Origin of the sequence: Janthinobacterium sp. 344, from assembly GCF_900112025.1 — a bacterium.
Taxonomy (GTDB): Bacteria; Pseudomonadota; Gammaproteobacteria; order Burkholderiales; family Burkholderiaceae_D; genus Janthinobacterium.
Window position 1 is genome coordinate 17,935 of the sequence record NZ_FOKL01000017.1, and the last position, 26,523, is coordinate 44,457.

The window sequence follows — 26,523 nt, forward strand, 5'->3', positions numbered from 1 at the left end:
CCTTACTTCTTGCCTTCCTTCTTGCCTTCCTTCGCCGGCACCGGCACCAGGCTCAGGTCCTGGAAGTCGTAGCTGAAGTCCGTCTCGGCCGAGACGGGCGCCATCTTCACGCGGTCGATGCTGCCGTCCGGGTTGAGCGAGAACGTCACATACGCGTCGGCGTTGAAGTTGCGCTCCTTCCAGCGCACGATGAAGGTATCGTGCTGCCAGTGTTCCAGCTCGCCCGTCAGGTCCGGCGTGCGCGTAAAGCTGAGGATGTGCTTCTTCCCCTCCGGCTTGATCACGACCTTGCCATACCACGCATCTTCATACTCGCCGTCGTACGCCGCCAGCGGCAGCGAAGGCTGCGATTTCGCCGCGCGCGCGCTCGACGCCTTGCCCTGCTTTTTCACCTCTTCGGCATGCTGCTCCTGCTCCACCTTGGCCACCAGCGCGAGCCAGTCCGACGGCGCCGCCTGCAGGTAATGATCGAGGATGCGCCATTGCAGCGCCGTCATGGAGCCGCCATTTTCCGCGTTGGTCAGGATGGCCACGCCCAGCTTCGCTTCCGGCACCATCAGCACGCGCGAATAAAAGCCCTGCAGCGCGCCGCCGTGCATGGCCACTTTCATCCCCTTGTAGTCGCGCAGCTGGAAGCCCAGGCCATACGCGCTGAAGTTCGGTTTCGTTGCCGCCAGCGCCGGTTTCGGTTCCGGGATCTTGATCGGCGTTTGCGCCGTCCACAGCTCGCGCGCCTGCTTCTCGCTGATCAGGCGCGCTTCCTTGCCATCCTTGTCCGTCACGCCGGCGATCCTGCCTTCGTCGAGCAGCACCATCATCCACTTGGCGATATCTTCCGCGTTCGTGTTGATGCCGACGGCGCCCACGGCGTTCGGCACCGGCATCGACTTGACGGCGGCGATCTTGCCGTTGATCTTGCTGTGCGCCGTGGCGACGTCGGGATTGCCCGCGTTTTCAAGCAGGCTGGTGGTGGTAGCCGTCATGCCCAGCGGCGCGAGGATGCGCTCGTGCATGGCCTCGCCCCAGCTTTTTCCCGCCTTGTCGGCGATGATCTTGCCGGCCACGATGTACAGCAGGTTATCGTAGGCGTAGCTGTTGCGGAAACTCGTCGCCGGACGGATGTAGCGCAGCTTCTCGATGATCTCGTCGGTGGTAAAGGTCGTGGTGGGCCACCACAGCAAGTCGCCGGCGCCCAGGCCCAGGCCACTGCGGTGCGTCAGCAGGTCGCGGATGGTCATGGCGCCCGTCACGTAGGAATCGTGCATCTGGAAGCCGGGCAGGTGTTTGGTGACGGGATCGTCCCAGGCCAGCTTGCCCTCGTCGACCAGCATGGCCAGCGCGGCGGCCGTGAAGCCCTTCGAGTTCGATGCCACCTCGAACAGGGTCTTGGCGTCGACGGCGGCCGGCTCGCCGATCTTACGCACGCCAAAGCCCTGAGTCGTGACGACCTTGCCATCCTTGACGATGGCAATCGCAATACCCGGCACATCGAAGAGTTTCAGGGCGCTGGTGACGTCGCGCTCAAGATCAAAGGCGGGCGCTGGCACTGCCGCCGCGGCGACGACTGGCGCGGCGTCGGCGGCCTGCGCCGGCACGGTGACGCTGGAAAACGCCAGCACGATGGCGGCGGCGATACGGTTCATGGTCTGCATGTTCATGGTGTCCAGTCAGGTTAACGGGCTTGCGCGGCCATCAGCTTGTCGACGCTTTCCTGCGTCACCGGATGATAGCGTTCGCGCGCCTTCGCATACACGTCCTTGGCCCAGGCATGGCCCTGCGGCGTCTTCATCAGGGCGCTGTACAGGGGCACGACAAACTTCTGGCGGCCCACGCTCAGCAGGAAGGCCTGCAAGGGCTGCTGCACGTCGTAGCCGGCGTTCACGGACGCCAGGTAGAAGCGGTAGGCCACTTCATTGTTGCCGCTCTTGCCCACGCCATAAACCTGGTCCAGTTCGCGCAACTGCGCCGCGCTGGCCTTGTTGTTGATGTCGTTCAGGAAGTGCATCGATTCGATGGCGATCCACTTGTCCATGCCCAGGTCCTTGGTCGCCAGTTCGCCTTTCAGCCAGGCGTCGCGGTGCTGGTCGAGCAGCGCCAGGCGCGGCGAGACGACGCGCTTGGCGCTGGCCGGTACGCCCGTGCCATACAGCCACTCGTCGAGTTCCGCCGCCGGCATCACGTCAGGATGCTGCGCCAGCAGGTTCTTGCGCAGATAGGCGATGAACTGGTCCGTCGTCACGCTCTGGAACGCGTGCTGGTCGAACCAGCCGCGCAGGAAGGGATCGAACACGGCGCGGCCCGCGCGCTGCTCCATGGTGGCCAGGAACCAGGCGCCTTTCGGATAGATGATGCCGTCGTCCGTATACGTCTGCGCCGGATTGGCGTCCGCATCGCGCGTGATCAATGCCGTTTTCGCCGCCGGCAATTCGCGGATCGAGGCGGCCAGTTCCTCCTGGTCGACCTGCACGCCCATCTGCGCCACTTCGCTGCCATACAGCTGCTCGACGATGCGCGTCGTGACGTAGGTGGTGAAGCCTTCGTTGAGCCACATGTGCTTCCACGAGGCGTTGGTGACCAGGTTGCCCGACCACGAGTGGGCCAGTTCATGCGCGATCAGGTCGACCAGGCTGCGGTCGCCCGCGATCATGGTCGGCGTGAGGAAGGTCAGGCGCGGGTTTTCCATGCCGCCGTAGGGGAACGATGGCGGCAGCACGATCATGTCGTAACGCCCCCAGCCATACGGGCCATACAGCGCTTCGGCCGCCTGGATCATTTTTTCCGTATCGGCCAGCTCGTATTCGGCCGCCTTGATGCGCGGCGGTTCGGCATACACGGCCGAGCGGGGACCCAGCTTGCGCACTTCCAGTTCGCCGATGGCAATGGCCAGCAGGTACGAGGGAATCGGCTGCGGCATCTTGAATTTCCAGCCGCCCTTGCCCGTCGCCTTTTCATCATTCTCGGCGCTCATCACGACGCGCATGCCCGCTGGCGCATCGATGCGCGCGCTATAGGTGAAACGCACGGCCGGCGTGTCCTGCGACGGCACCCACGAGCGGGCGTTGATGCTTTGCGACTGGCTGAACATGAAGGGCAGCTTGCCCGACATGGTCTGCTGCGGCGTGAGCCACTGCAGCGCGATGGCATTCGGCTCCGTGTGATAGTAGACGCGCACTTTTTCAGGCTGGCCCGTGGTGGTGATGCGCAGCGCCTGGCCCTTTTCCGGGTCGGCCTTGTCCAGCTGGTACGGCGCCATCTGCCATGCGCCGCGCTTGTGCTGTACCTGCACCTTGGCGATCGCCAGGTCGCGCGTGTCGAGCACCAGCGTGCGCGCTTGCGGATCGATCCAGTTCAAGGACAGCTCGGCATAGCCGGAGAGGGTCTTTTGCTTGAAGTCCGCCTTCAGGTCCAGCTGCAGGTCGCGCGTGCGCACCTGGTCGTAGCGCGCATAGCTCAGGGGGTCGGCGTGCGCGGCCAGGGTCGCCTGGCAAAGTAGCGCACAGCCCAGCGCGCGCAAATAGGTCATAGTTTGCATGGTCGTCTTTTGAATGATTTGCGAAGACCCCGGTCCGTGTGCGCCGGGGCGTCGCGCAGAATAGCACTTCCGGCGCAGGCCCGGCGGAAAAAGCGCCGGAGGGGCCGGCGCTGTTTTCCTATTTCGCCTCTGGCCTGGCTTCGGGCGCCTTTAACGGCGCATTGAAATCCTTCATCAGGTTGTTCTTGTCGCGCTCCTGCTTGAACAGTTCCAGGCGCGATGGCGTGATTTTCCTCGGCCAGGCGTTGTTGCTGGTGTCGATGTCGGCCGTCTCCCAGTATGGGTCCTGCACCAGGCCCACCATCGGTTCATCGGTGATGATCACCTTGCTGATTTTTTTCGGCGAGTAGCGCCACACTTCGGCCGGCACGCGCTCGACGATCTTCTTGCCGCTGGCCAGCTCGATTTCCAGGATCAGCGGCATCACCAGGCCGCCAATGTTCGAGAAATCGACCAGGTACAGATGCTTGCCCCGGGCGCGCTGTTCCAGCATCGCCCGTTCCCACGGCTCCAGCCCTTCCTGCTCTTCCGCATAAGCGTTGCGGTCCTTGTTGGTGACTGTGAAGTCGTCATGCCGGTTATAAAAATCCTTCAGCGCGGGGTCCAGGTCGACCTTCTTCGGCAGCGCCTGGTTGCGCTGGTCGGAAATCGAGATGGGCTGGGCCGCCTTCTGCGCCCTCTTCCAGGCTTTTTCGATCTCGGGATTCCTCGTGCTCACGCCATACTCGCTGATGCCGTCGATGCTGATGTCGACGGCATCGGTGGAATAAAACCAGCCGCGCCAGAACCAGTCCAGGTCCGTGCCGGAGGCGTCTTCCATGGTGCGGAAAAAATCGGCCGGCGTGGGGCGCTTGAACTTCCAGCGCTGCGCATACTGCTTGAAGGCGAAGTCGAACAGCTCGCGTCCCAGGATGGTCTCGCGCAGGATATTCAGGGCGGTGGCCGGCTTGTCGTAGGCATTCGGCGCCAGCAGCAGCACCGATTCCGGATTGGTCATGATGGGCACCTGGTTCTGGCTGCGCATGTAGTCGACGATCTTGCGCGGCTCGCCATTCCAGGACGGGAAATGCTCTTCCCACGCCTGCTCGGCCAGGTACTGCAGGAAGGAATTGAGGCCCTCGTCCATCCACGCCCACTGGCGCTCGTCCGAGTTGACGACCATGGGGAAATAATTGTGCCCCACCTCGTGGATGATCACGCCGATCAGGTCGTATTTCGTCGTCTTCGAATACGTCAGCGCGCCCGTCTTCTTGTCCCTCGCGGGGCGTCCGCCATTGAACGCAATCATCGGATACTCCATGCCGGCCACGGCGCCATTGACGGAGATCGCCACCGGATACGGATAGTCGAAACTGTATTTGCTGTACTGCTCGATGGCGTGCGCCACGGCGCGCGTGCTGTACTGCTGCCACAGCGGATTGCCCTCGTTCGGATAGTAGGACATGGCCAGCACGCGCCTGCCGCCGCTGTCGAGGCCTTGCGCATCCCAGATGAACTTGCGGCTCGACGCCCAGGCCACGTCGCGCACATTGGCCGCCTTGAAGTGCCAGGTTTTCGTGCCCGCCGCCTTGCCCTTTTCCGCCGCCAGCGCCTCGTCCGGCGTGATCACCAGCAGCGGCGCATTGCTGTTCCTGGCCCGGGCCAGGCGCTCGCGCTGCGCCGCGCTCAACACGGCGGCAGGATTCTGCAATTCGCCCGTGGCGGCCACCACATGGTCGGACGGCACCGTCAGGTACAGCTCGTAGTCGCCAAATTCCAGGGCGAATTCGCCCGTGCCCAGGTACTGCTTGTTCTGCCAGCCGACGGCATCGTAATAGGCGGCCATGCGCGGGAACCACTGCGCGATCTGGAAGATCGTGTTCTTGTCGTCTTCAAAATACTCGTAGCCGGAGCGCTCGACCAGCACCTTCTGGTCATTGATCTTATACGACCAGGCGATGTGAAAGCTAACGCTCTGGCCCGGCGCCAGCGGCACCGGCAAATCGATGCGCAGCATGGTCTGGTTGACGACGTACGGCAGCGGCTTGCCGCTGGCCGAGGTCACGCTGGCCAGATTGAAGCCGCCATCGAATGTCCGGCCTTCCTGGATGGCGCGCCAGTCCTCGAATTTCAGCGCCTCGTCCTCGTTGCCGCTCAGCCAGGCCTGGCGCGACGGCGCGCTCAGGACGCGGCGCTGGTCCGCGTCCTTGCGGATGCCGTTCTGGTCCAGCTGCAGCCACAGGTACGCCAGGCTGTCGGGCGAGCGGTTGTGATACGTGACTTGCTCGCTGGCCGTGATTTCGCGGCGCGCTTCATCGAGGCTGGCGCGGATCACGTAGTCGGCGCGCTGCTGCCAGTAGGCGTGGCCCGGCGCGCCGGAGGCGGTGCGGTAGGCGCCCGGCGTGGGCAGCAGCTCATCGAGTTGGCGGAACTTGTCGTCGAACGGCACGCCGGCGCTCAGCGCGGGCAAGGAGGCAAACAGCGTACAGCACAAGGCAAGCAAGCGGACGAAGACCGGCATGGCGCATTCCATCTGGGAGTCGTGGACAGAACTGCATTCTAAGTCGAGTCTGTTTGCAAGTTGATCATTGTTGTCCGCGCCCCACACACGCGGCCGCGCCGCCGGCAGCCGGCACTGGCGCGCAAACAGGCATTGGCGTATGATGCGCCTCGAACATTGGGGAGTAGTCGTCCCGCGGTCCTGCCGCGGGAACCTGTATCAACATGATTGGCCCGCAGGCCATGGTGCAGGTGGTTGCAGAACTTGACGAGACCATTGATCCAGGGCGGCCGCATGGGCCGGAGTCGCCCGTGGATCATTGGTTAATTCGTCCGGCCCACGTACCTCTCGCACTCTCATGGAAGCATTCCTCATCTCCACCGGCATCGTCGGTCTCGCTGAAATCGGCGACAAAACCCAACTCCTGGCCTTTCTGCTGGCCGCCAAATTCCGCAGGCCTTTGCCCATCGTGCTGGCCATTTTCGTCGCCACCATCGCCAACCACGCATTTGCCGCCGCCATCGGCGCCTGGATCACAAGCATGCTGGGACCGGACGTGCTGCGCTGGGTGCTCGGCGTCTCCTTCCTGGCCATGGCCGCCTGGACCCTGATCCCCGACAAGCTCGATGAAGACGACACCAAGCTGGCCAAGTATGGCGTCTTCCTGACCACCCTGATCGCCTTCTTCATGGCGGAAATGGGCGACAAGACGCAGGTGGCCACCGTGGCCCTGGCGGCGCGCTACCACGACATTGTTTCCGTCGTGCTGGGCACCACCTTCGGCATGATGCTGGCCAACGTGCCGGCCGTGTACCTGGGCGACAAGATCGCCAACCGCGTCTCGCTGCGCCTCGTGCACGGCATCGCGGCGCTGGTATTTGCCATCCTCGGCGTGGCGACCCTGCTGGGTGCCGGCGCGGCACTGGGGTTCTGAGGCGGCCCTAAAAAATTTCTTATTTACAATGTTCATATCGATATTTACAATACCGCCCACATGAACACAGGCGCACTGGTCCCGCCAGGCCAGCGCGCCTTTTTATAAGGAATGTATGCAGTTCTCTGGAAAAATGGCGGTGCTGTGCCTGGCCGCTTGCGCCAGCCAGTTCCCCGCCGCCGCCGCACCGGCGCAGCATCAGACACGGCCGACCGCAAGGCAGGCCGCACCCGAAGTGCGCACGCGCGACCTGCTGCTGTTCGCTGCGGGCCTGATCCTGCTGGCCGGCAGGCGCCGTCCCGGACACGACGCCTGGCAAGACCCGGCGACAGGCTTACACCAGCAATAACACCGCATGCTCGCGGCCATCGTCACGCAGGGCGATGCTGTCGCCGGCCTGCGCGACGCCATCGAGCGAGAGTCCCGCTGGCCGTCCCTGCGCCTGCTCCACGGTGATCGCATAGCTGCTGGCGCCGAAGCGGTAATGCAGCTTGAAGGTGCGCCATTCGGCCGGCATGGACGGCGCCACGCGCAGCACGTCCGCTTCGCGCGTCAGTCCCAGCAGGGATTCGACGATCAGGCGGTACAGCCAGCCCGACGACCCCGTGTACCAGCTCCAGCCGCCGCGTCCCACGTGCGGCGCCACGGCGTACACGTCGGCCGTCACCACGTAAGGCTCGACCTTGTAGCGCTCCACCGCCTGCGCATCAGCGCCATGGCGCACGGGGTTGATCATGCGCAGCAGCTCCCACGCTTTTTCACTCTCGCCCATGCGCGCAAACGCCATCGCCGTCCAGATGGCCGCATGCGTGTACTGGCCGCCGTTCTCGCGCACGCCCGGCACGTAGCCGCGGATATAGCCGGGATTCAGGCTGGATTTGTCGAATGGCGGATCGAGCAGCTGGATCACGCCCGCATCGCGCCGCACCAGGCGCGCATCGACCTGGCGCATGGCGCCGGCGACCCGTTCCTGGTTGGCGGCGCCCGACAGCACGCCCCAGCTTTGCGAAATCGAATCGATCTGGCATTCCTCGTTGGTGTGCGAGCCGAGCGGCGTGCCGTCGTCGAAATACGCGCGCCGGTACCACTCGCCATCCCATGCATGCTCCTCGACATTGGCCGCCAGTTTCGCCGCCTCGTCGCGGCAGAACCCGGCAAACGGCGCATCGCCGCGCAGCACGGCCACCTCGGCAAAGCGCTGCAGCACTTCATACAGGAAGAAGGCCAGCCACACGCTTTCGCCCTTGCCATGTTCGCCCACCTTGTCCATGCCGTCGTTCCAGTCGCACGAACCGATCAGCGGCAAGCCATGCACGCCCAGGCGCAGGCCATGGCGGATGGCGCGCACGCAGTGTTCGTACAGGTCGGCCGATTCCCCCGAACGCACCGGCAAGTCATAGTAGGAATCCTCTTCCGGCTTGACGGCGCGGCCCTCGATGAAGGGCGCCACTTCCGACAGCACGTTGAGGTCGCCCGTGGCGATCACGTAACGGCAGGCGGCCAGCGGCAGCCACAGGTAATCATCGGAACAGTGCGTGCGCACGCCGCGGTCCGACGGCGGGTGCCACCAGTGCTGCACGTCGCCTTCGACAAACTGGTGCGCCGCGCACAGCAGCAAATGGCTGCGCAGCAGTTGCGGCGCCGTGTGGATCATGGCCATCGCGTCTTGCAGCTGGTCGCGGAAACCGTAGGCGCCGCCCGACTGGTAATAGCCGCTGCGCGCCCACAGGCGGCAGGCGATGGTCTGGTACATCAGCCAGCCATTGGCGATCACGTCCAGCGACGGGTCGGGCGTCTCGATGCGCACGGCGCCCAGGGTGCTCTCCCAGTGCGCGCGCACCTTTTCCAGCGTGGCGCGCGCCGCTTCCTTGCCCGCATGGCGCTGCACCATGGTGCTGGCGTCGGCATTGCGGCGCCCGCCCACGCCGAGGATGAAGACGATGTCGCGCTCCTGCCCCGGCTGCAGTTCGAACGGCACCTGGATCGCCGCGCACGGATCCAGTCCCGTCCCCGCCTTGCCGGACAAACGCACCCGGCGCAAGGCGGCCGGCTGCGCCAGGCTGCCGTTGCGGCCGATGAATTCATTGCGGTCGCAGGTGATGGAACGGATGCTGGCATCCGTATTGAAAAAGCCGACCCGGCCCGAGAATTCCGTGTTGTAGTTATTGCGCGCGAACAGCGCGCCGCTGATGGTATCGACCTCGGTGGCCACATGCATGCCGGACTTGGCGCGCAAATCGGCCAGCACCCATTCCACATAGCCCGTGACGGACAGGCGGCGCGGCACGCCGCTGTCGTTGCGCACCTTGATCACCGAGTATTTGACGGCCGCGTCCAGCGCCACGTAGGTGCACAGTTCGGTGGCGATGCCCCCTTCGCTGTGCTCGAACACGCTGTAGCCGAAGCCGTGGCGCGTGACGTAGTCGCCGCTGCCGCGCGCCGGCAACGAGGTGGGCGACCAGAACTGGCCGCTCTGTTCGTCGCGCACATAGAACGCTTCGCCGGACAGGTCGGACACGGGGTCGTTCTGCCACGGGGTGAGGCGGAATTCATGCGCATTCTCGCTCCACGTATAGGCTTGGCCGCCCTCGGACACCACCGTGCCGAACTGCGCATTGGCCAGCACGTTCGACCACGGCGCCGGCGTCTGCCTGCCTTCGCCCGTGGTGATCACGTATTCGCGGCCATCGGGCGTGAAACCGCCCAGGCCATTTTCCAGGATCAGCTCGCGCTGCGGCGCCCGGTGCGGCACGCCGCCATGCTCGCGCGCAGGGTCCTGCAGCAACGGCGGCATGCGCAGCACGGGGCTCGGCGGACGCTTGACCTGCTCGGCCAGGGTGCCGCGCAGGTCGCTGATGATGGCGCGCGCCACCGACTGCAGCAAGATGCGGTCTTCGTTGGCGATCTGCTCGGCCAGGCGCACGAAGATGCCGCCCGGGCGGTCGATCGCCTGCGCATCGATGCCCGAGGCGATCAGGCCCATGATCTGATCGTGCAGCAGCTGGCGGTAGCCCGACTGCTCCTCGTACCAGATCACCAGGTCCACCACCAGGCCCTTCAGGCGCCAGTAGGCATGCGCCTGCACCATCTGGCGCGCCAGTTCGATATTGGCCGCGTCGCGGATCTGCAGCAGCACGATGGGCAAGTCGCCCGAGATGGCATACGCCCACAGGCCGGACTGGCCGCGCTGATTCTTGATCAGGATGCCGGCTTCGGCGCGCAGGGCCGCATTCGGATAGATCACGGCATTGGCCAGGCGCGCATACAGCTGCGCATCGGCTTCGCTGGCGTTCAACTGGCGCAGCACCACCTGGCTGTGCGTCCAGGCCAGTTCGAACACGCGGTCGGCCAGGTGGCGGTCCTGGTATTTGTCGATCAGGTGCAGGGCCGCATCGCGCTGCTCGGCCATGCCGGTGACGCTGTCGACCGTGACCGCCTGGTCCGGTTCCAGCGTGATCACGTAGCGGATGGCCACGATGGGATCGAGCACGGAGCCGTGGCCGCCACTCAACGGCCCGCTGTCCTGCAGCGCCTGCGGCAGCTGCGCCGTATTGCCGCGGCCGATGAAGCGCGCACGGTCCGTCTCGAACGAGACCTCGTAGCGCTCCACATCATGCACCGTCATCACGTGCAGCAGCCATGGCATCTGCTCGTCCCTGGAACGCGGACGGCGCGTACATAGAATCGCCTTTTCCTGCGCCAGGATTTCCGTCTGCACGAACAGCTTGCTGAAGGCGGGATGGGCCGCGTCGGCCGCCGCCGGCGCCATCACCACTTCGGCAAAGCTGGTGATCTCGATACGCCGCTGGCGGTTCGAATTATTGCTGATGCGCGTGCGGCGGATTTCAATGTCGTCCTCGGGCGAGACGACGATTTCCGTGTACAGATCGAGGCCGTGGTCGGCGCGGCGGAACTCCGCCCGCCCCTCGGAAAAGATCACTTCATACTTCTTCGGCTCGGCCAGGGTCGGCTGGTACATGGTGGACCAGACGGCACCGTCGTCGAGGTCGCGCAGGTAGCAGAAATTGCCCCAGTTATCGCGCGTGCTGTCCTCGCGCCAGCGCGTCACGGACAAGTCTTTCCAGCGGCTGTAGCTGCCGCCCGCATTGCTCACCATGACGTGGTAGCGGCCGTTCGACAGCAGCTGCGTTTCCGGCACGGCGCTGTTGGCCTGCGTGAGGATGCGCATCGGCATGGCCTGCTCGGGTGCGCCGCTGCGCAGCACCGCCAGTTCGGCCGTGTTCGAGTAAAACGCGCCTGCCTGTGGCGTGCGTTCCTGCAGCACCAGCAAGGCCGATTGCAGCAAGGGATCGGATTCGAAACGGCGCTGCATCGGGCGGTCGTGCAGCAGGTAGCTGAGGGCCAGGAAACCCATGCCCTGGTGGTGCACCATGAAGGAGCGGATGACGGCGCTGGTCTGCCCGCGCGGCAGGCGCGCGGTGGTGAAATCGACGGCTTCGAAGAAGCCGTAGCGGCCCATGTAGCCGGCCGCCTGCATGCGCTGCAGGTTCTGGCACGACGCTTCCGGCTGCACCATCAAGCCCATCATGCTGGCATACGGCGCCACCACCAGGTCGTCGGCCAGGCCCCGTTTCAGGCCCAGTCCCGGCACGCCGAAGGCGCGGTACTGATAGTTCAAGCTGGCGTCGACCGTGTTGTAGCCGGATTCGGAAATCCCCCACGGCACGTCGCGCTGGCGGCCGTAATCGATCTGCGCCTCGATGACGGAGTGGTAGGTCTGGTCGAGCAAGGTATTCGGGTAGTTCGGCATCACCAGCAGCGGCATCAGGTACTCGAACATCGAGCCGCTCCACGACAGCAGCACGGGCTGGCCCGCGACCATGCACAGCTGGCGACCCAGCGCGAACCAGTGCTCTTGCGGCAGCTGGCCCTGGGCGATGGCGATGAAGCTGGCCAGGCGCACTTCGGACGCCAGCAAATCGTAGTAGCTGGGGTCCAGGCGCCGTTCGCTGACGTTGTAGCCGATGGCCAGCAGCTTGGTCGACGGGTTGTACAGGAACGCGTATTCGATCTGCGCGAAGTCGCGTGCCTGGCCCGCCGCATGGGCGATGTCGCGCAGGTGGCGGCCCGCCTGTTCGCGGCCCTGCGCCAGCAGCGCCGCCAGCTCGGGCGGCGTGCCATCGGCGATCTCCAGGTTGGCCAGCGCGCGCAGGGTCGGCACCTGCATCCACGCCGCATCGACGCCCGTTTGCGCCGCCCATGGCGCCAGCTGCAGCAATTCCGCCAGTGCCGCGCGGCACTGGCGCGCCAGCGCGCCCGTCCACATCGACAGCTCGCCATCCTCGCTTTGCAGGGTCAGCGACAGCAGCGCATCGGCCGCGCCATTCGCCGCGCTCAGATAGGCATGCCATTCGGCCAGGCTGGCGGGCGTTGCCGCCGCCTGCAGCAAGGCCATGCTGTCGCGCATGGCCTTGCCCTCGCCTTCGGCGGCGATGAATTCCTGCAGCACCTGCGCCGTCGTGCGGATGCCCTGCACCACCTGCGCGCCGATGATGGGAGCGTCATACAGCTCCACCAGGCCTGGCTGCAAGGTCAGCAGATGGCCGGCCAGGTTGCCGCTGTCGACCGTCGAGATGTACATCGGCTGCAGCGCCTTGAGGGTCTGCGTGTCGTACCAGTTGTAGAAATGGCCCTGGAAGCGTTCCAGCTCGCCCATGGTCTGCAAGGTGGCGCGGCTGCGCTCGATCAGCTGGCCCATGGTGATGTAGCCGAAATCATAGGCCGTCAGGTTGGCCAGCAGCGCCAGGCCGATGTTCGTCGGCGAGGTGCGGTGCGCCACCACCAGGTTCGGATGCTCCTGCATGTTATCGGGCGGCAGCCAGTGGTCGTCGGGGCCGACAAAGGTGTCGAAGTAGGCCCAGGTCTTGCGCGCCACGCCATGCAGGAAACGCCCCTGCTCGGCCGACAGGCGCGCCACGGCCCGCTCGATCGGGCGGCTGATCCACCAGGCGATGGCGGGGGCGGCAAGCCACAGCAGAAGCACCACGGCGGCGGCCGGCAAGGCGTCGGGGCGCCAGTACAGCAAGGCGCCGAAGGTGGCCAGCGCCAGCGCGGGCGAGCACCACATGGCGCGCCAGCTGTCCGCCTGCGAGCCGGAGGAACTGTGCAGGTTCGAGGCGCGCCAGTCGAGCAAATGCTTGTGCGACACGCCCAGGCGCCACAGGGTGCGCGCGATGGCGTCCAGGCTGATCCAGGCTTCATACGGCAGGAAGACGAGACTCAGCATGGCATGCGAGAACTGCACGCCGCAGCGCCGCTCGAACGCGGCCAGATGCTGGCGCCAGAGGGTATCGCGCGGCTTGCGCAGCAGGTCGTACAGGGCCGAGAACACGGGCGGCAGGAAGATGATGGCCAGGACCGCCGTGCTCCAGAAGGCCACGTGCGGCAGGAAGCCCCACACCAGCAGCAAGGACAAGGTGGTGGCCGGCGCCACGATGCTGCGGCGCAGGTTGTCGAACAGCTTCCAGCGCGACAGCATCGACAGGGGATTGCGTTCGCGCTTGCCGGCGCGGCCCGGCACGCGGCCCAGCAGCCAGCCGACCAGTTGCCAGTCGCCGCGGATCCAGCGCTGGCGGCGGCTCACGTCGGCGTCGTAGCGGGCCGGGTATTCTTCGTACAGCTCCGAGTCGCTGAGCAGGCCGGCGCGCAGGTAGCAGCCTTCCAGCAGGTCGTGGCTGAGGATTTTATTGTCGGGCAGGCGCTGGCCCAGCACGCGCTCGAACATGTCGAGGTCATAGATGCCCTTGCCGATGAAGGAGCCCTCATAAAACACGTCCTGGTACAGGTCCGAGACGGTGCGCGTGTACGGGTCGATACCCGGTTCGCCTCCGCACAGCAGCTCGTAGCGCGAGGCGTTCGCGCTGGGCAGGGCGACGGCCACGCGCGGCTGCAGGATGCCGTAGCCGGCCACCACGCGCGTGCCCGCCGCGTCCAGCACGGGGCGGTTCAGCGGGTGCATCATGGTGGCGATGAATTCGCGCGCCGCGTCGCGCGGCAGCAGCGTATCGGTGTCGAGCGTGATCACGTATTTGATGGTGCGCAGGCCGCGCAACTCGCCTTCCACCAGCGAGAATTTGTCGCGCGCGCCGCCGCGCAGGAAGGCGTTCAGGTCGGACAACTTGCCGCGCTTGCGCTCTTGCCCCATCCACGCATTCTGCTGCGAATTCCACAGGCGCGGACGGTGCAGCAGCAGGAACGGTCCCACATGGCCCAGCTCTTCGTGGTCGGCCGGGTCGCCGTTTTCCTTGAACTCGACGCCTTCCACGCGGTACTTGTCATTCAAGGCGCGGATGGTTTCCTGCGCCTGGCGCAGCAGGGCGTCATCGCCGGGCAGGGTTTGCGCCTGCGCGTCGACGAAGTCCGTCAGCAGGCAAAAGCGCAGGTTCGGATCGCGGTTGGCGAGATAGCGCACTTCCAGCGCCTCGCACAGGGCCGCCACGTTGTCGTGGCTGTAGATCAGGGTCGGCACCACCACGATGCCGCGCGCGTCCGATGGAATGCCGCCCTGGTAATCCATGCGCGGCAGCGGGTGCGGCGACGTCATCAGGGTTGCCAGCCAGTTCACCACGGCCACGGACAGCTGGCTGCTCCCCAGCAGCGCCAGCACGCCCAGCGCCACCAATGGCCAGCCCTGCACGCCATGGCGCACGGCGCGTTCGAGCAGCAGCGCGCTGGTGGCGAGCGTCAGGAAGGCGATCGCGCCCAGGTACACGGCCAGCGGCGCGGCGCGCGCCGTCTGCTGCAGCGCCTCGGCGAAGGGCAGTTTGGCGCCGGCCTGTTTTTCCAGCACCAGCACGCCGCGTCCGACCAGGTAAAAGCCGATATGGCCGCGGCGCGCGTCATTGCCGTTGCCATGCGTGTGGGCCAGCTGCACCACCATCTCGGCCACTTCCACTTCGCTGCGCGCGCTGCGCTTGGCGATGCGTTCGATGGCATGGCGGTAGCTGTCGCGCGTGGCGAAATCCATCAGGCCATACGTGCCGGCCGGGTCCAGGCGCAAGGTTTGCTCGACCACGCTCATGGTCTCGACGAATTCCTGCCAGTCCATGGTGCCGAGAAAACGCAGGCTGCCGATGCTGTTGGCGATCGACACCTGGTCGGCCGCCTGCTGCCCGATCTCGGACTGGATCTGCTGCTCGATGGTGAGGCCCGATTCGGCCAGCTTGTGCGTCAGCCACGACAGGGCCAACGTCAGCGACGGGCTTTGCCCCTGCAGGCGGCGCGACAGTTCCGCCACGAAGGCGCTGGTGATGGGCGGATTCGAGCGCGCCATGTCGGCCACCAGCAAAATCAGGCCGCTGGGATTGCGCTCGGCGATGTCCGTCATCTGGTCGGCCCAGGTATTGGCCAGGTCGCGCTGCATGCGGTCGTCCGCCACGCGCACGGCGACGCGGCGCAGGTTCTCGATCAGGGCCAGGCGCAGCATGATGGGCACGGCCCACAGTTCGCCCAGGGTCAGCGTGGCGACATCCTGGTAAGCCTCGACGAAGTGGCACAGGTTTTCCAGGTCGACCCGGCCATCGCCATGCGAGATGATTTCCAGCGCGATCTTGTACACGCGCGGGCAGCCCGCGTCCGTGCCGGAGGTCAGCCGTGGCAGCTCCTTGCTGTAATTCTTCGGCAAGTGGCGCCGCGTGGTGCGGATCTGCTCTTCGATGAGATAAAAATTATCCAGCAGCCATTCCGAAGCGGGCGTGACCTGCCGCCCGCTTTTCACGGTGGCCGTCAGCTCGTTGACGGTGGCCGTGATCAGGGCCGCGTTGTCGGCCAGGCGCGCCAACAGGCGGTCGCGGCCGTGATGCCGGCCCACCGCATGGCCGGCGGCCACCTGCTTGCCGTGGGCGGCCATCTGCATGGCGCTGAACAATTCCGAGCGCAAGGGCAGGGCATCATCGCGCGCGGCGTCGAAGGTATCGGGGGCAAGGGAATGATCGCGGAAGATGTCCCTGACCTTGGACATCTGTTCCTTGATCTGTTGCGTGACGACTGCTGTGTACTCTTTCAACTTGGGCCTCGCTAGGTGCACGCAGGCAACCAGCGGCCACCGTCACGCGGGCCCAGTCAGGAAGAACACGATCGGACACTGGCGAAGACGGAAAGCGAAGCGCCGGAGCGTTGCGACGAATCTCAGGGTTCGGGGAGATTTTCTGAACTTCATCGTAGGGGCGCACTGTGCGCAAGACCGTGCGCTAGCGTACATACCTGACCTTTTAGCGGCGTGTCTGCAAAGAAATTAGCGGAGTGAACGGGAGAAAAATGCCACGAGGAAATGAATGGAGGAAACAAACGCCATGCACCGCGCCAATGATGGCGCGGTGCAAGATTTCATAAGGGAAACGTCAACCGATCTCAGGCCGCGATGGCCAGCGCATGATGCGTCGCCTCCGCCATTGCCATGCCGCCGTTCAGCTGCCAGGCGGCCGCATGGCCCAGGCGGCGCAGGCAGGCGGCGGCGCGCGCGCTGCGGTTGCCGCTGCGGCAGAAGAAGACCAGCGGACGCTGCGGCTGCAGCAGCCAGGTGCCGACCTGCCCTGCCAGGCGGCTCAGGGGCACGCTGTGCACGGCGCAGCCTTCGAATACGCCGCCGGCGCAGGCCGCGTGTTCATACGCCTCGCGCACGTCGACCAGGATAGCGTCGGGATGCTGGCGCAGGAAGGTCGGCAGGCCGGCCGCATCGAGCTGCAATTCGGCGGCAGGCACGACGCCTCCGTGTGCGGCGCGCACGGTGCCGCAGATGCTGCTGTCATCGACTGCCGCGCACAGCACGGTGTCCGGCGTGAGCAGGCCCGCGTCCAGCAAGGGGGCGATGGCGTGCGGCGCCAGGGCGCCGACGAAGGCGAAGCGCTGGTCCAGCAGGTACACGTGGATGTCACCGCAATCGACGCGGCGCAAGCGCTGCCGGCCCAGCGCCAGTTCGCCATCGGCCCCCACATCGCCCACCTGCTCGATGGCCAGTTCCTGCAGCAGCGCCAGGCGCGCCGCGCCGTTGTCAAGCGGCGCCGCCGTGTGCACGATGGCGCGCACGGCCAGCTGCTGGCAGCCGATGAAGGCGGCCAGGCGCGGCACCAGCGCGGCGGCGGGATCGATGACGACGCACGTGGCGCTGGCCGCGTCGCTGAGCAGCCAGGTGCACTGGCCATCGACGCTCAGCTGGATTATGCCGTCCTGCGCGCCGTCCTGCGGCGACGGCGCCAGCGCCGACGGCAGCAGACAGCTGCTGCGCAGCGCCTCGCCGCAACGCTCGATGCGCGCGCAGGCGGCGTCGATGGTTGCCGCGTCGATCAGCGGGCCGAACGACAAGCGGATGGCGGAACTGGCGCGCCACTGCGGCACGTGCATGGCTTCGAGCACGTAGCTGGGCAGGGCCTTGGCGGCGGAGCAGGCGCTGCCCGAACTGACGCGCACGCGCGCCGCGTCAAACAGGTCCAGCAGCTCCTTCGAGGACAGGCCCGGCACGGAAAAATTGAGCGTGGTGGGCAGCGACAAGTCGAACGGCATGTTGAAGACGATGCCGGGGAAGGCGCGCGCCAGGCTGGCCGACAGCTGCTGGCGGAAAGCGTCCAGCTCGGCGTGGCTGCGGAAGGTCTTGCCATCATCCAGCGCCGCCAGCACGGCGCCCAGGGCGGCGATGCCGGCCATGTTTTCCGTGCCCGAGCGCAGGCCTGCTTCCTGGCCGCCGCCCATCATCAAGGGCGTAAACGGCGCGCCGGCGCGCACGTACAGCATGCCGATGCCCTTGGGCGCATACAGCTTGTGGCCGGAAAACGGCGCGTAATCGATGCGCGTGGCGGCCAGGTTCAGCTGCAGCTTGCCCAGCGCCTGCACGCAATCGACCATCCAGTACGCGTCGGCGCCGCGCTCCCGCAGCAGCTGCGCGATGGCGGACAAATCGCTGATGACGCCCGTTTCATTGTTGGCCGCCATCGTGCACAGCATGGCCGCGTCGCCGATCAGCGCGGCGAGCGCCTGCAGGTCGTGGCGCCCCTGCGCATCGACGGGCAGCTTGCGCACGTCGAGGTTCAGGCCCAGCAAACGGTTCCAGTGCGCCAGGCTTTCCGGCACGGCCTTGTGTTCGGTGGCGCCATACAGCAGCAGGCTGCCGATGCGCTGGCCCGCGTCGCGCCGTTCGCGCAGTGCGCACAGGGCCGACAGCACGGCCGTCTGGATGCCTTCGGTGGCGCCGCTGTTGAACATCAGGCGCCCCTCGCCCACGCCCAGCAGGCGGCGCGCGCGCTGGCGCACGCCATCCATCATGGCCTTGGCCTGCAAGCCTGTCGCATGGGTGCTGCTGGGGTTGCCGAAACCCAGCTCCATCGCCTGCCGGGCGGCGGCGACGGCGGCGGGCAGCACGCAGGTGGTGGCATTACTGTCGAGGTAGATTTCTTGCATGATGGCGGTCCGGGCATTCTCTGGAAAGGGGGCAGCGCTGGCGGCTGGAACAGATAACAGTCTACCGGCAGGCGCCCGTGAAGATATGCCAAACAATGCTGCAAACAAGGTACCATGCAGCATGTTCATGCTACAAAATGGAAAATCGCAAAATGAATTCCCCCGCCGCCACGCTCGACAAGTTTGACTGCGCCATCCTGGCCGCGCTGCAGCAGGACGGCACCCTGTCGATCGCCGCCCTCAGCGAGAAAATCGGCCTGTCCAGCACGCCGTGCTGGAAGCGCGTCAAGCGGCTGGAAGAAGACGGGTATATCGAAAGCCGCGTGGCCATCGTCAACCGGCAAAAAGTGGGCTTGCCCGTCACCGTGTTCGTCAGCGTGCGCACGGGCCAGCATGATGAAAAATGGCTGCGCCGCTTCGCCGCCGCCGTCATCGTCTTGCCCGAAGTCCAGGAATTTCACCGCATGAGCGGCGACATCGACTACCTGCTCAAAGTCGTCACCACCGACATCAAGGGCTATGACACTTTCTATAAAAAGCTCATCAAGGCGGTACAGCTGACGGGCGTGTCCTCCGCCTTTTCCATGGAACAAATCAAATGCAGCACGGAACTGCCGCTGGAACTGATCGCCCACGGCTTGCCGGCCTGACGCATTTTCCGGCGCTGGCCGCCACACATGAAAAAACGCCATGATTGCCTGTTTTTCACGTTGCTGCATTGCAACATAAATAACCTGCAAGCAGCATTGGCGCGGCCGGGCGCGGGGTGGGACCGGTATACTGCCACCTTGCCTGCCCGCTTTTTCTGCCCATTGCGCAGGCCCTCCTTCAAGGTCTTTCATGTCTCTGCTCCGCCGTCTCTCCATCCAGAAAAAACTCCTGTTCAGCATGGGCTTGTGCCTGCTGATCTTCATGGCGATTTCCTCGTTCCTCAGCGTGCGCATGAGCAGCGACTATGTGCGCGAGCGCGTCGTCAGCCAGGAGTTGCCGGCGCAAGTGGGTGAAATCCGCAACGACGTGCTGCGCCAGATCAGCCAGCCCCTGTCCGTGGTGCAAACCATGGCCAACGATGTCTACCTGCAGGACTGGGAAGACGCGGGCTTGCCCGACAGCGGCATCGCCACCTTCCAGCGCTATGCCGCCGTCGTCAAGCAGAAGAACCAGGCCGCCTCGATCAACTGGGCGTCCGCCAGCACGGGCAAATATTTCACCACGGAAGGCTTGCTGCGCACCCTGGACAAGAACCAGGCGGCCGACCAGTGGTTTTATGGCTTGCTGGCCGGCGACAAGGCCTACACGCTCGACATCGACAAGGCGGACAATTCCAGCGACCTGATGCTGTATCTGAATGCGCGCGGCCAGACGGCGGGCGGCAGGCAGATCGCCGCCGGACTGGGCCTGTCCATCAATGCGCTGGCCGACACCATCCGCCACTACAAGATCGGCCAGACGGGCCACGTCTACCTGGCGCGCGCCAACGGCATCGTGCTGGTGCACCGCGACACGGCCCTGGCCGACGGCAAGCATGCATTGCAGGATTTGCCCGGCTTTAGCGCAGCCTTGAGCAAGCGCCTGCTGACGGGCAACAAGTATGTCTCCGCCATCTATGACGCGCCGGCCGGCCGCCAGTTCGTCGCCGCCGCCTTCGTGCCGGAGCTGAATCTGTATGTGATGGCGGAAGTGCCGGAAACGGAAGTGCTGGGCAATGTCACGCGTTCGGCCCTGATCGCGGCGTTGATCGCCGGCCTGGCGGGCGGCGGCATCGCCCTGTGCATCATTTATGTGATCAGCCGTGCCATTGCCGCGCCCGTCGCGCGGGCAGCCGGCATGCTCAGCGAGATCGCCAGCGGCAACGGCGACCTGAGCCGCCGCATGCCCGTCGAATCGGCAGACGAGGTCGGTGCGCTGGCGGCCGCCTTCAACCGCTTCGTCGCGTCGTTGAACGTGACGATACGCGAAGTACGCGACAGTACGGGCGCCATTGCCAGCGCATCGAGCCAGATCGCCTCGGGCAACCTGGACCTGTCGGCGCGCACGGAAGCGCAGGCATCGAGCCTGGAAGAGACGGCGGCCGCCATGGAAGAACTGACGTCGACGGTGAAACAGAATGCCGACAACGCGCGCCAGGCGAACCAGCTGGTGGTGTCGGCCTCGGGCCACGCCGTCAAGGGGGGCGAGGTGGTCGACCAGGTGGTACGGACGATGGGAGAAATTACAGACAGTTCGCGCAAGATCGCGGATATTATCGGGGTGATCGACGGCATTGCCTTCCAAACCAATATCCTCGCCCTGAACGCGGCGGTGGAGGCGGCGCGCGCGGGCGAACAGGGCCGCGGCTTCGCCGTGGTGGCCACCGAGGTGCGCAACCTGGCGCACAGGTCGAGCGCGGCGGCCAAGGAAATCAAGGAACTGATCGTCGATTCGGGCAGCAAGGTGGAAGCGGGCAGCAAGCTGGTCGACTCGGCCGGCGCCACCATGCAGGACATCGTCGTCTCCGTGCAGCGGGTGGCCGACCTGATGGGGGAAATCGCCTCGGCCAGCCAGGAGCAAAGCCAGGGCATCGCGCAAGTCAATGCCACCGTCACGCAGATGGATGATGCAACCCAGCAAAACGCGGCGCTGGTGGAAGAGGCGGCGGCCGCCGCCCAGTCCCTGCAGGATCAGGCTGGCCGACTGGCGCAGGTGGTCAGCGTCTTCAAGCTGGAGGAAAGCGGCCGGGCGCCGCAGCCAGCCGCCGCGCCCAAGCTTGCCCGCGCCCCGGTCGCCGCGCCGCCAGCACCGGCCGCGCGCCCGAAAGCGCCGCCCAGCGATGCGTGGGAAGAGTTTTAAAGACTGGTGGACGACGCTTAAATCGCCGGCGCTTTTACGCTTGCCGCCTGCTTGAAGAAATCATAGATGCCGCTCTCGCTCATGCGGCGCGCGTTCGCCAGCTCGCCGCCCTTGGTGGCGTACAGCACCTGGTTGTTGTCGCTCGACACCAGCACGGCGGCCGGGATGCCCTTCTTCAAGGGATTGCCGTAGGCCTGCGCCACATCCAGGTTATGGTCGAAGTTGCCCACGTCGACCTTGACGACCTTGAACTGCTGCTGCATCAATTCCGCGTTCTTGCCCTCTTTGAGGGCCTTGTCGAGGGCGCGGCAATCCTCGCACCAGTTGGCGCCAAAGATCAGCAGCACGGGCACGTGGGCCGCCTTGGCTTCGGCCAGCGCGCGGGTCACGTCGGCCTTGGCGTCGGCCGCCGCGTTGTACGGCAAGTGCGGCGTGGCGACCGGGGTGGCCGGTGTGGGGGCGGCGGCAACGGCGGCGCCGGCCAGCAGCACACTGGCGAAAACGGTGGAAAGGATGGCAACGCGCATGCGGAACTCCTGAAAAGATCGTGAGGCCAACTGGACAGGCGCCAGCGGGCATGGTCACTTAGAATATGCCTGCTTACAGGAAATATCCAGAATTTAATTGCACTGTGCTTATACGAAAAACGCATAAGCAAGGCCAGGAGCATGCATTGACCACCGTAGACACCCTGCCTCCACCGCTGTGGGACGCCGCGCGCATGCTGCGCAGCGCCTTCCCGCACGGCATCCCCGCCACGGCGTACGCCCCCGTGCTGGCCTTGCTGTATGAACACTTTTCCGACCGCCACCTGGCGGACTTGATGGCCCATGCCACGGGCAAGGACGCGGCCCGGGTACTCAACGACATGCATGCCTGTGCCGGCAGCCAGCCCGACGACGCCGCGATCAGGGCCGTCAGGGAACGGCTGGACCGGCACGGCTGGCAAGCCATCTGCGCGGAAGATTGAAGCCGGGAAGAGGCATACCGGCCGGCAGCAAAACGGCACGCATGGGATAATGGCGGGCTTTACAGAGCAACGCGTCTGGAACGCGCCCTCCCCATCATGACGACTTCTTTCCTGGCACGCTGGCTGCCACAACCGAACAACGGCAGCCGCCGCGAACAAGCGCGCGCCTGCGCGGGCGCCATCTGCGGCTTGCTGCTTACCGGCCTCATCTGCCATTTCCTGCTGGCGCCCGACAGCGCCAGCGTGTACCTGATCGCCCCCATGGGCGCCTCGGCCGTGCTGCTGTTCTGCCTGCCGGCCAGTCCGCTGGCGCAACCGTGGTCGGTGGTCGGCGGCAACGTCGTCTCCGGCCTGGTGGGCGTGGCTTGCGTGAAATGGCTGGGACCCAGCGTGGGCGTGGCGGCGCTGGCCGCCTGCCTGGCCATCGGCGCCATGTTTGCCCTGCGCTGCCTGCATCCGCCGGGCGGCGCCGTGGCGCTCACCACCGTCGTCGGCGGCGCCAGCGTGCATGCGGCCGGCTTTGAATTCGTCTTCATCACCGTGCTGTTCAATTCCGCCGTGCTGGTCGCCTGCGCCGTGCTGTACAACAACCTGACGGGGCGCCGCTATCCGCACACCCAGCAGCTGGCAACGCCGCATCCGCATGCCACCAAGGACGCAACGCCCAGCACGCGCCTGGGCTTTTCGCCGGACGACCTGGACGCCGTGCTGCGCCAGCACGGCGAAGTGCTCGACATCAGCCGCGACGATCTGCAAGCCATCTTCCTGCAAACGGAAATGCGCGCCTACCAGCGCCGCTTCGGCGTCGTGACGTGCGCCGACATCATGTCGAAGGACGTGCTCAGCGTGGAATTCGGCACGCCATTGGATGTTGCCTGGCGCACCATGCGCACCCACGATGTGGGCGCCCTGCCCGTCGTCAACCGGGCACGCCGGGTCATCGGCATCATCACGCAGACGGATTTTTTGCGGCATGGCGGCCTCGACGATTACCAGGGCATGCGCCAGCGCCTGCGCAGCCTGCTGCAGCGCAGCGGCCTGTCCCACGGCGACAAGCCGGAGGTCGTGGGACAGCTGATGACGCCGTCGCCGCACACGGCGCGCCTGGGCACGCCCATCATCGACCTGGTGCCGCTGATGGCCGACGCCGGCTACCACCATATTCCCATCGTCGATGACGACGAACGCCTGGCCGGCATCATCAGCCAGTCCGACCTGATGGCGGCGCTATATGAAAGCCGCTTTGCCGAGGCGGCCGCATGACGCCATTCCAGGCGCTGCTGACGGCCCCCGAGGGCGGTCCGGCCGGCACGCCCGTCGGCGCGCATTTCTTCGGCAGCCAGCTGTGCATCGAGGCGCCTGGTCCCACCGTGGATATCGCGCAAGTGATCGTCAGCGTGGGTGGCGTCGACAAGCCGGAATTGTTCCTCAACTGGCTAGACGGTCAAGGCCGGCAAGCGTCGCTCAAGCCGCTGACAAGGGAAGACATCGCCATCGTCTTGCGCGAAGCGCCGGCCGCGCTGCAGCCGCAACTGCAGCGCCTGTGGGGCGAGCGCCAGCGCAACCGGCGGCAAGTGTCGGGCTGGCTGGCGGGCTTGACAGGCATGACGGCCATCGCGGCGGCCCTGCTATGGTGGCAAGGCGGGCATGCCGTCGGCGCGCTGGCGGGATGGATTCCGCTGTCGGCGGAAATGCAGCTGGGCGAACTGGCCCTGGCGCAAGTGCGCGTGCAGGCCGGCCTCATCGACAGCGGCGCGGCGCAGAAAACGGTGCAGGACATCGGCCGGAAATTGACGGCCGGTTCGCGCTACCAGTACCGCTGGCTGGTCAGGCATGATGACACGGTCAACGCGTTTGCCATGCCCGGTGGCATCATCGTCGTGCATACGGGCTTGCTGCGCCAGGCGGCAGATCCGGGCGAACTGGCCGGCGTGCTGGCGCATGAAGTGCAGCACGTGGAACAGCGCCATTCGCTGCGGCAAATGATAGGCAGCCTGGGCTGGGGCGCGCTGGTGGGCGTGACCATCGGCGACATCAGCGCCGTGGCCGCCACGCTGGCGCACCAGGCCGGCACCCTGTATTTCAGCCGCGACATGGAGGAAGAAGCGGACCGCCTGGGCCTGCATGCGCTGCAGCGCGCGCACATCCGCCCCGACGGCATGCTGCGCTTTTTCCAGAAGCTCGATGGCAAGGACCAGGCCAAGCTGCCGGAGTGGATTTCCTCGCACCCGCAAACGGCGGCGCGCGCACAGCGACTCCAGGCCATGATCGCCGCCTCGCCCTGCCCTGCCTGCCTTCCCTTGAGCAGCAGCCACTGGCAAGCCATGAAAGCGGCCCTGCCGCCGTCGGCAAAATAGCAACATGCTTCCCGCATAATTTATCCAAGCGCACTGGGCAATGGCGTATGCTTACGCCCCGGCTGCTCCTTCGCGACCGGCCACCCCGACCCCCAACGCCTCCGTTCACTTCCTCACAAAGGATATCGCGCATGAAGCATCGTTTTGCCGCCGGCACCCTCGGCACCCTGGCCGTTTCCCTGTTGCTCTCCCATGCGCCGCTGGTGCAAGCGGCCCAGCCCGCTGCCCTGGCCACCGCTGCACTGGCCGTCAGTGCGCCCAAGACGAAGCAGCAGCTGCAAGTGCTGGCCGACCAGTACTACGATGCGCAAGCCCGCTTCGAGCCGATCAACGCCACCGAAAGTGGCGACAACCGTTTTGACGACCAGCTCGGTTCAGCCATCGTGCCCGCCGCGCGCGCGAAACAATTTGTCCTGTACCACCAGTTCCAGAAAACCCTGCGTGCCATCCCCCGCGCACAGCTGTCGCAGCAGGACCAGATCAACTACGATATCCTCGACTATGAACTGGCCACGGCGCTGAGCTTCGAGCGTTTCCCCGAATACCTGCTGCCCCTGAACCAGATGGACAGCATGCCCGTCACCCTGGCCAATTACGCGGGCGGCGAGGCATCGCAACCGCTGACCACGGTCAAGGAATACGATGCCTACCTGAGCCGTATCGGCCAATTGCCGGGCTGGATCGACCAGGCCATCGCCAACATGAAAGTCGGCATGCAAAAGGGTATCGTGCTGCCGAAGGCGCTGACGGAATCGGCCCTGCCGCAATTCAAGAAACTCGTCAGCGCCACGCCGCAGGAGAGCGTCTACTACACCCCCATCAAGAACTTGCCGGCCAGTTTTTCCGCCGCCGACAAGGCGCGCCTGACGCAAACGTATACCGTCATCATCGAAGCCAAGCTGATGCCGGCCCTGCAGCGCCTGGCCACCTTCATGGAACGCGATTACCTGCCGGCGGGCCGCGGCAGCAGCGGCTGGAGCGCCCTGCCCGATGGCGCGGCCTGGTATCAGGCGCGCGTGGCCAGCAGCACCACCACGGACATGCAGCCGGAACAGATCCACGCCATCGGCTTGCGCGAAGTGGCGCGCATCCAGGAACAATATGCGATCGTGGGGCCGAAGATGGGCTACAACGGCCCGGCCGCCGGCTTGCCCGTGTGGGTCTCGGAGCAGGCGAAATACCGCCCGTTCAAGACGGAACAGGAAGTGCTGGACGTGTATCGCAAGCTCAACGTGCTGCTCGACAGCAAATTGCCGGCCCTGTTCACCCTGGTGCCGAAGGCGCCGCTGGACTTGCGCCTGGAACCGGAACTGAGCCGCGACACGGCGGCCGACCACTACACGGCGCCGGCCGCCGACGGTTCGCGTCCGGGCGTGTTCTGGTCCGTCGTCACGGATCCGAAACAGTATGGCGACACGGGCATGACCACCCTGTTCCTGCACGAAGGCAAACCTGGCCACCACTTCCATCTGGCGCTGGTGCAGGAAATGGACTTGCCGAATTTCCGCCGCTTCGGCGGCAACAATGCCTTCACGGAAGGCTGGGCCCTGTACGCGGAAACCCTGGGCAAGGAAATGGGCCTGTTCGACGATCCGGCCCAGTATTTCGGCCATTTGAACGACGAGATGCTGCGCGCCGTGCGCCTGGTGGTCGACACGGGCTTGCATACCAAGGGCTGGACCCGCGAGCAGACGATCAAGTACATGCGCGACACCCTGGGCTACGATGCCGTGGCGAAGAGCGAAACGGAACGCTACATGGCCTGGCCCGGCCAGGCGCTGGGCTACAAGATCGGCGCCTTGAAAATCGTCGAATTGCGCCAGCGCGCGCAACAGGCACTCGGCGACAAGTTCAGCCTGCCGAAGTTCCACGAAGTGGTGCTCGGCGACGGCACCCTGCCCCTGAAACTGCTGGAAGCCAAAGTCGACCGCTGGATCGCGCAGCAGAAGTAAGACGCATCGCCTGACGGCAAAACGGCAGCACCTTGACGGGACTGCCGTTTTTTTTTCGCCT

General features: G+C 65.6%; 14 protein-coding genes and 1 riboswitch. Of the genes, 8 read left to right on the forward strand and 6 right to left on the reverse strand.

The features are described 5' to 3' along the window. Positions 1–2: 2 nt before the first annotated feature. The 3 genes from BM193_RS27250 to BM193_RS27260 all read right to left on the reverse strand — a co-directional run bounded on the left by BM193_RS27250 (position 3) and on the right by BM193_RS27260 (position 6,032). Positions 3–1,652, reverse strand: a complete 1,650-nt coding sequence (locus BM193_RS27250; RefSeq protein ID WP_092804300.1) for a serine hydrolase — start codon at positions 1,650–1,652, stop codon at positions 3–5. 20 nt (positions 1,653–1,672) lie between these two features. Then, positions 1,673–3,532 (reverse strand): M1 family metallopeptidase, encoded by a 1,860-nt coding sequence (locus BM193_RS27255; RefSeq protein WP_092804297.1) that lies wholly within the window; start codon positions 3,530–3,532, stop codon positions 1,673–1,675. A 118-nt stretch (positions 3,533–3,650) separates the two neighbouring features. Next, the gene (locus BM193_RS27260; protein WP_092804333.1) at positions 3,651–6,032 is read right to left on the reverse strand and encodes a M1 family metallopeptidase; all 2,382 of its coding nucleotides are present in this window, start codon (positions 6,030–6,032) and stop codon (positions 3,651–3,653) included. A 146-nt stretch (positions 6,033–6,178) separates the two neighbouring features. Further along, positions 6,179–6,360: riboswitch (yybP-ykoY riboswitch) on the forward strand. 9 nt (positions 6,361–6,369) lie between these two features. Between BM193_RS27260 and BM193_RS27265 the strand changes: the two genes are divergently transcribed. Both BM193_RS27265 and BM193_RS27270 read left to right on the forward strand, forming a co-directional pair. Then, positions 6,370–6,945: a TMEM165/GDT1 family protein gene (locus tag BM193_RS27265; RefSeq protein WP_092804294.1), complete on the forward strand. Its 576-nt coding sequence runs from the start codon at positions 6,370–6,372 to the stop codon at positions 6,943–6,945. A 115-nt stretch (positions 6,946–7,060) separates the two neighbouring features. Then, entirely contained in the window at positions 7,061–7,294 is a 234-nt protein-coding gene (locus BM193_RS27270; protein WP_139176380.1) for a hypothetical protein, read from the forward strand. On the opposite strand, the gene BM193_RS27275 is transcribed toward BM193_RS27270, so the two are convergent. After that, a complete protein-coding gene (locus BM193_RS27275) occupies positions 7,280–15,970 on the reverse strand; it encodes a glycoside hydrolase family 94 protein (RefSeq protein ID WP_368087101.1) in 8,691 nt (2,896 codons plus the stop codon). The two genes, BM193_RS27270 and BM193_RS27275, sit on opposite strands and share 15 nt — an antisense overlap. Positions 15,971–16,314: 344 nt before the next feature. After that, the gene (locus BM193_RS27280) at positions 16,315–18,354 is read right to left on the reverse strand and encodes an aminotransferase class V-fold PLP-dependent enzyme (RefSeq protein WP_092804288.1); all 2,040 of its coding nucleotides are present in this window, start codon (positions 18,352–18,354) and stop codon (positions 16,315–16,317) included. A 152-nt stretch (positions 18,355–18,506) separates the two neighbouring features. Here BM193_RS27280 and BM193_RS27285 point away from each other — a divergent pair, with 152 nt between their 5' ends. Together BM193_RS27285 and BM193_RS27290 are read left to right on the forward strand one after the other, a co-directional pair. Further along, positions 18,507–19,004: an Lrp/AsnC family transcriptional regulator gene (locus tag BM193_RS27285; protein ID WP_092804327.1), complete on the forward strand. Its 498-nt coding sequence runs from the start codon at positions 18,507–18,509 to the stop codon at positions 19,002–19,004. A 190-nt stretch (positions 19,005–19,194) separates the two neighbouring features. Continuing rightward, the gene (locus tag BM193_RS27290; protein WP_092804285.1) at positions 19,195–21,183 is read left to right on the forward strand and encodes a methyl-accepting chemotaxis protein; all 1,989 of its coding nucleotides are present in this window, start codon (positions 19,195–19,197) and stop codon (positions 21,181–21,183) included. 17 nt (positions 21,184–21,200) lie between these two features. Here the strand turns inward: BM193_RS27290 and BM193_RS27295 are convergent, their stop codons facing one another. Beyond that, positions 21,201–21,710 carry a thioredoxin family protein gene (locus BM193_RS27295; protein WP_217638532.1) on the reverse strand — a complete coding sequence of 170 codons (510 nt, stop codon included), beginning with the start codon at positions 21,708–21,710 and terminating at the stop codon, positions 21,201–21,203. Positions 21,711–21,856: 146 nt separating this feature from the next. Between BM193_RS27295 and BM193_RS27300 the strand changes: the two genes are divergently transcribed. From BM193_RS27300 to BM193_RS27315, 4 genes are all read left to right on the forward strand, one after another. Continuing rightward, a complete protein-coding gene (locus BM193_RS27300) occupies positions 21,857–22,153 on the forward strand; it encodes a DUF3349 domain-containing protein (RefSeq protein WP_175533439.1) in 297 nt (98 codons plus the stop codon). A 96-nt stretch (positions 22,154–22,249) separates the two neighbouring features. After that, a complete protein-coding gene (locus BM193_RS27305) occupies positions 22,250–23,416 on the forward strand; it encodes an HPP family protein (protein WP_092804279.1) in 1,167 nt (388 codons plus the stop codon). Further along, entirely contained in the window at positions 23,413–24,510 is a 1,098-nt protein-coding gene (locus tag BM193_RS27310) for a M48 family metallopeptidase (protein WP_092804276.1), read from the forward strand. The genes BM193_RS27305 and BM193_RS27310 overlap by 4 nt, the downstream gene beginning before the upstream one ends. 131 nt (positions 24,511–24,641) lie before the next feature. Next, a complete protein-coding gene (locus BM193_RS27315) occupies positions 24,642–26,462 on the forward strand; it encodes a DUF885 domain-containing protein (RefSeq protein WP_092804273.1) in 1,821 nt (606 codons plus the stop codon). Positions 26,463–26,523 lie beyond the last annotated feature (61 nt).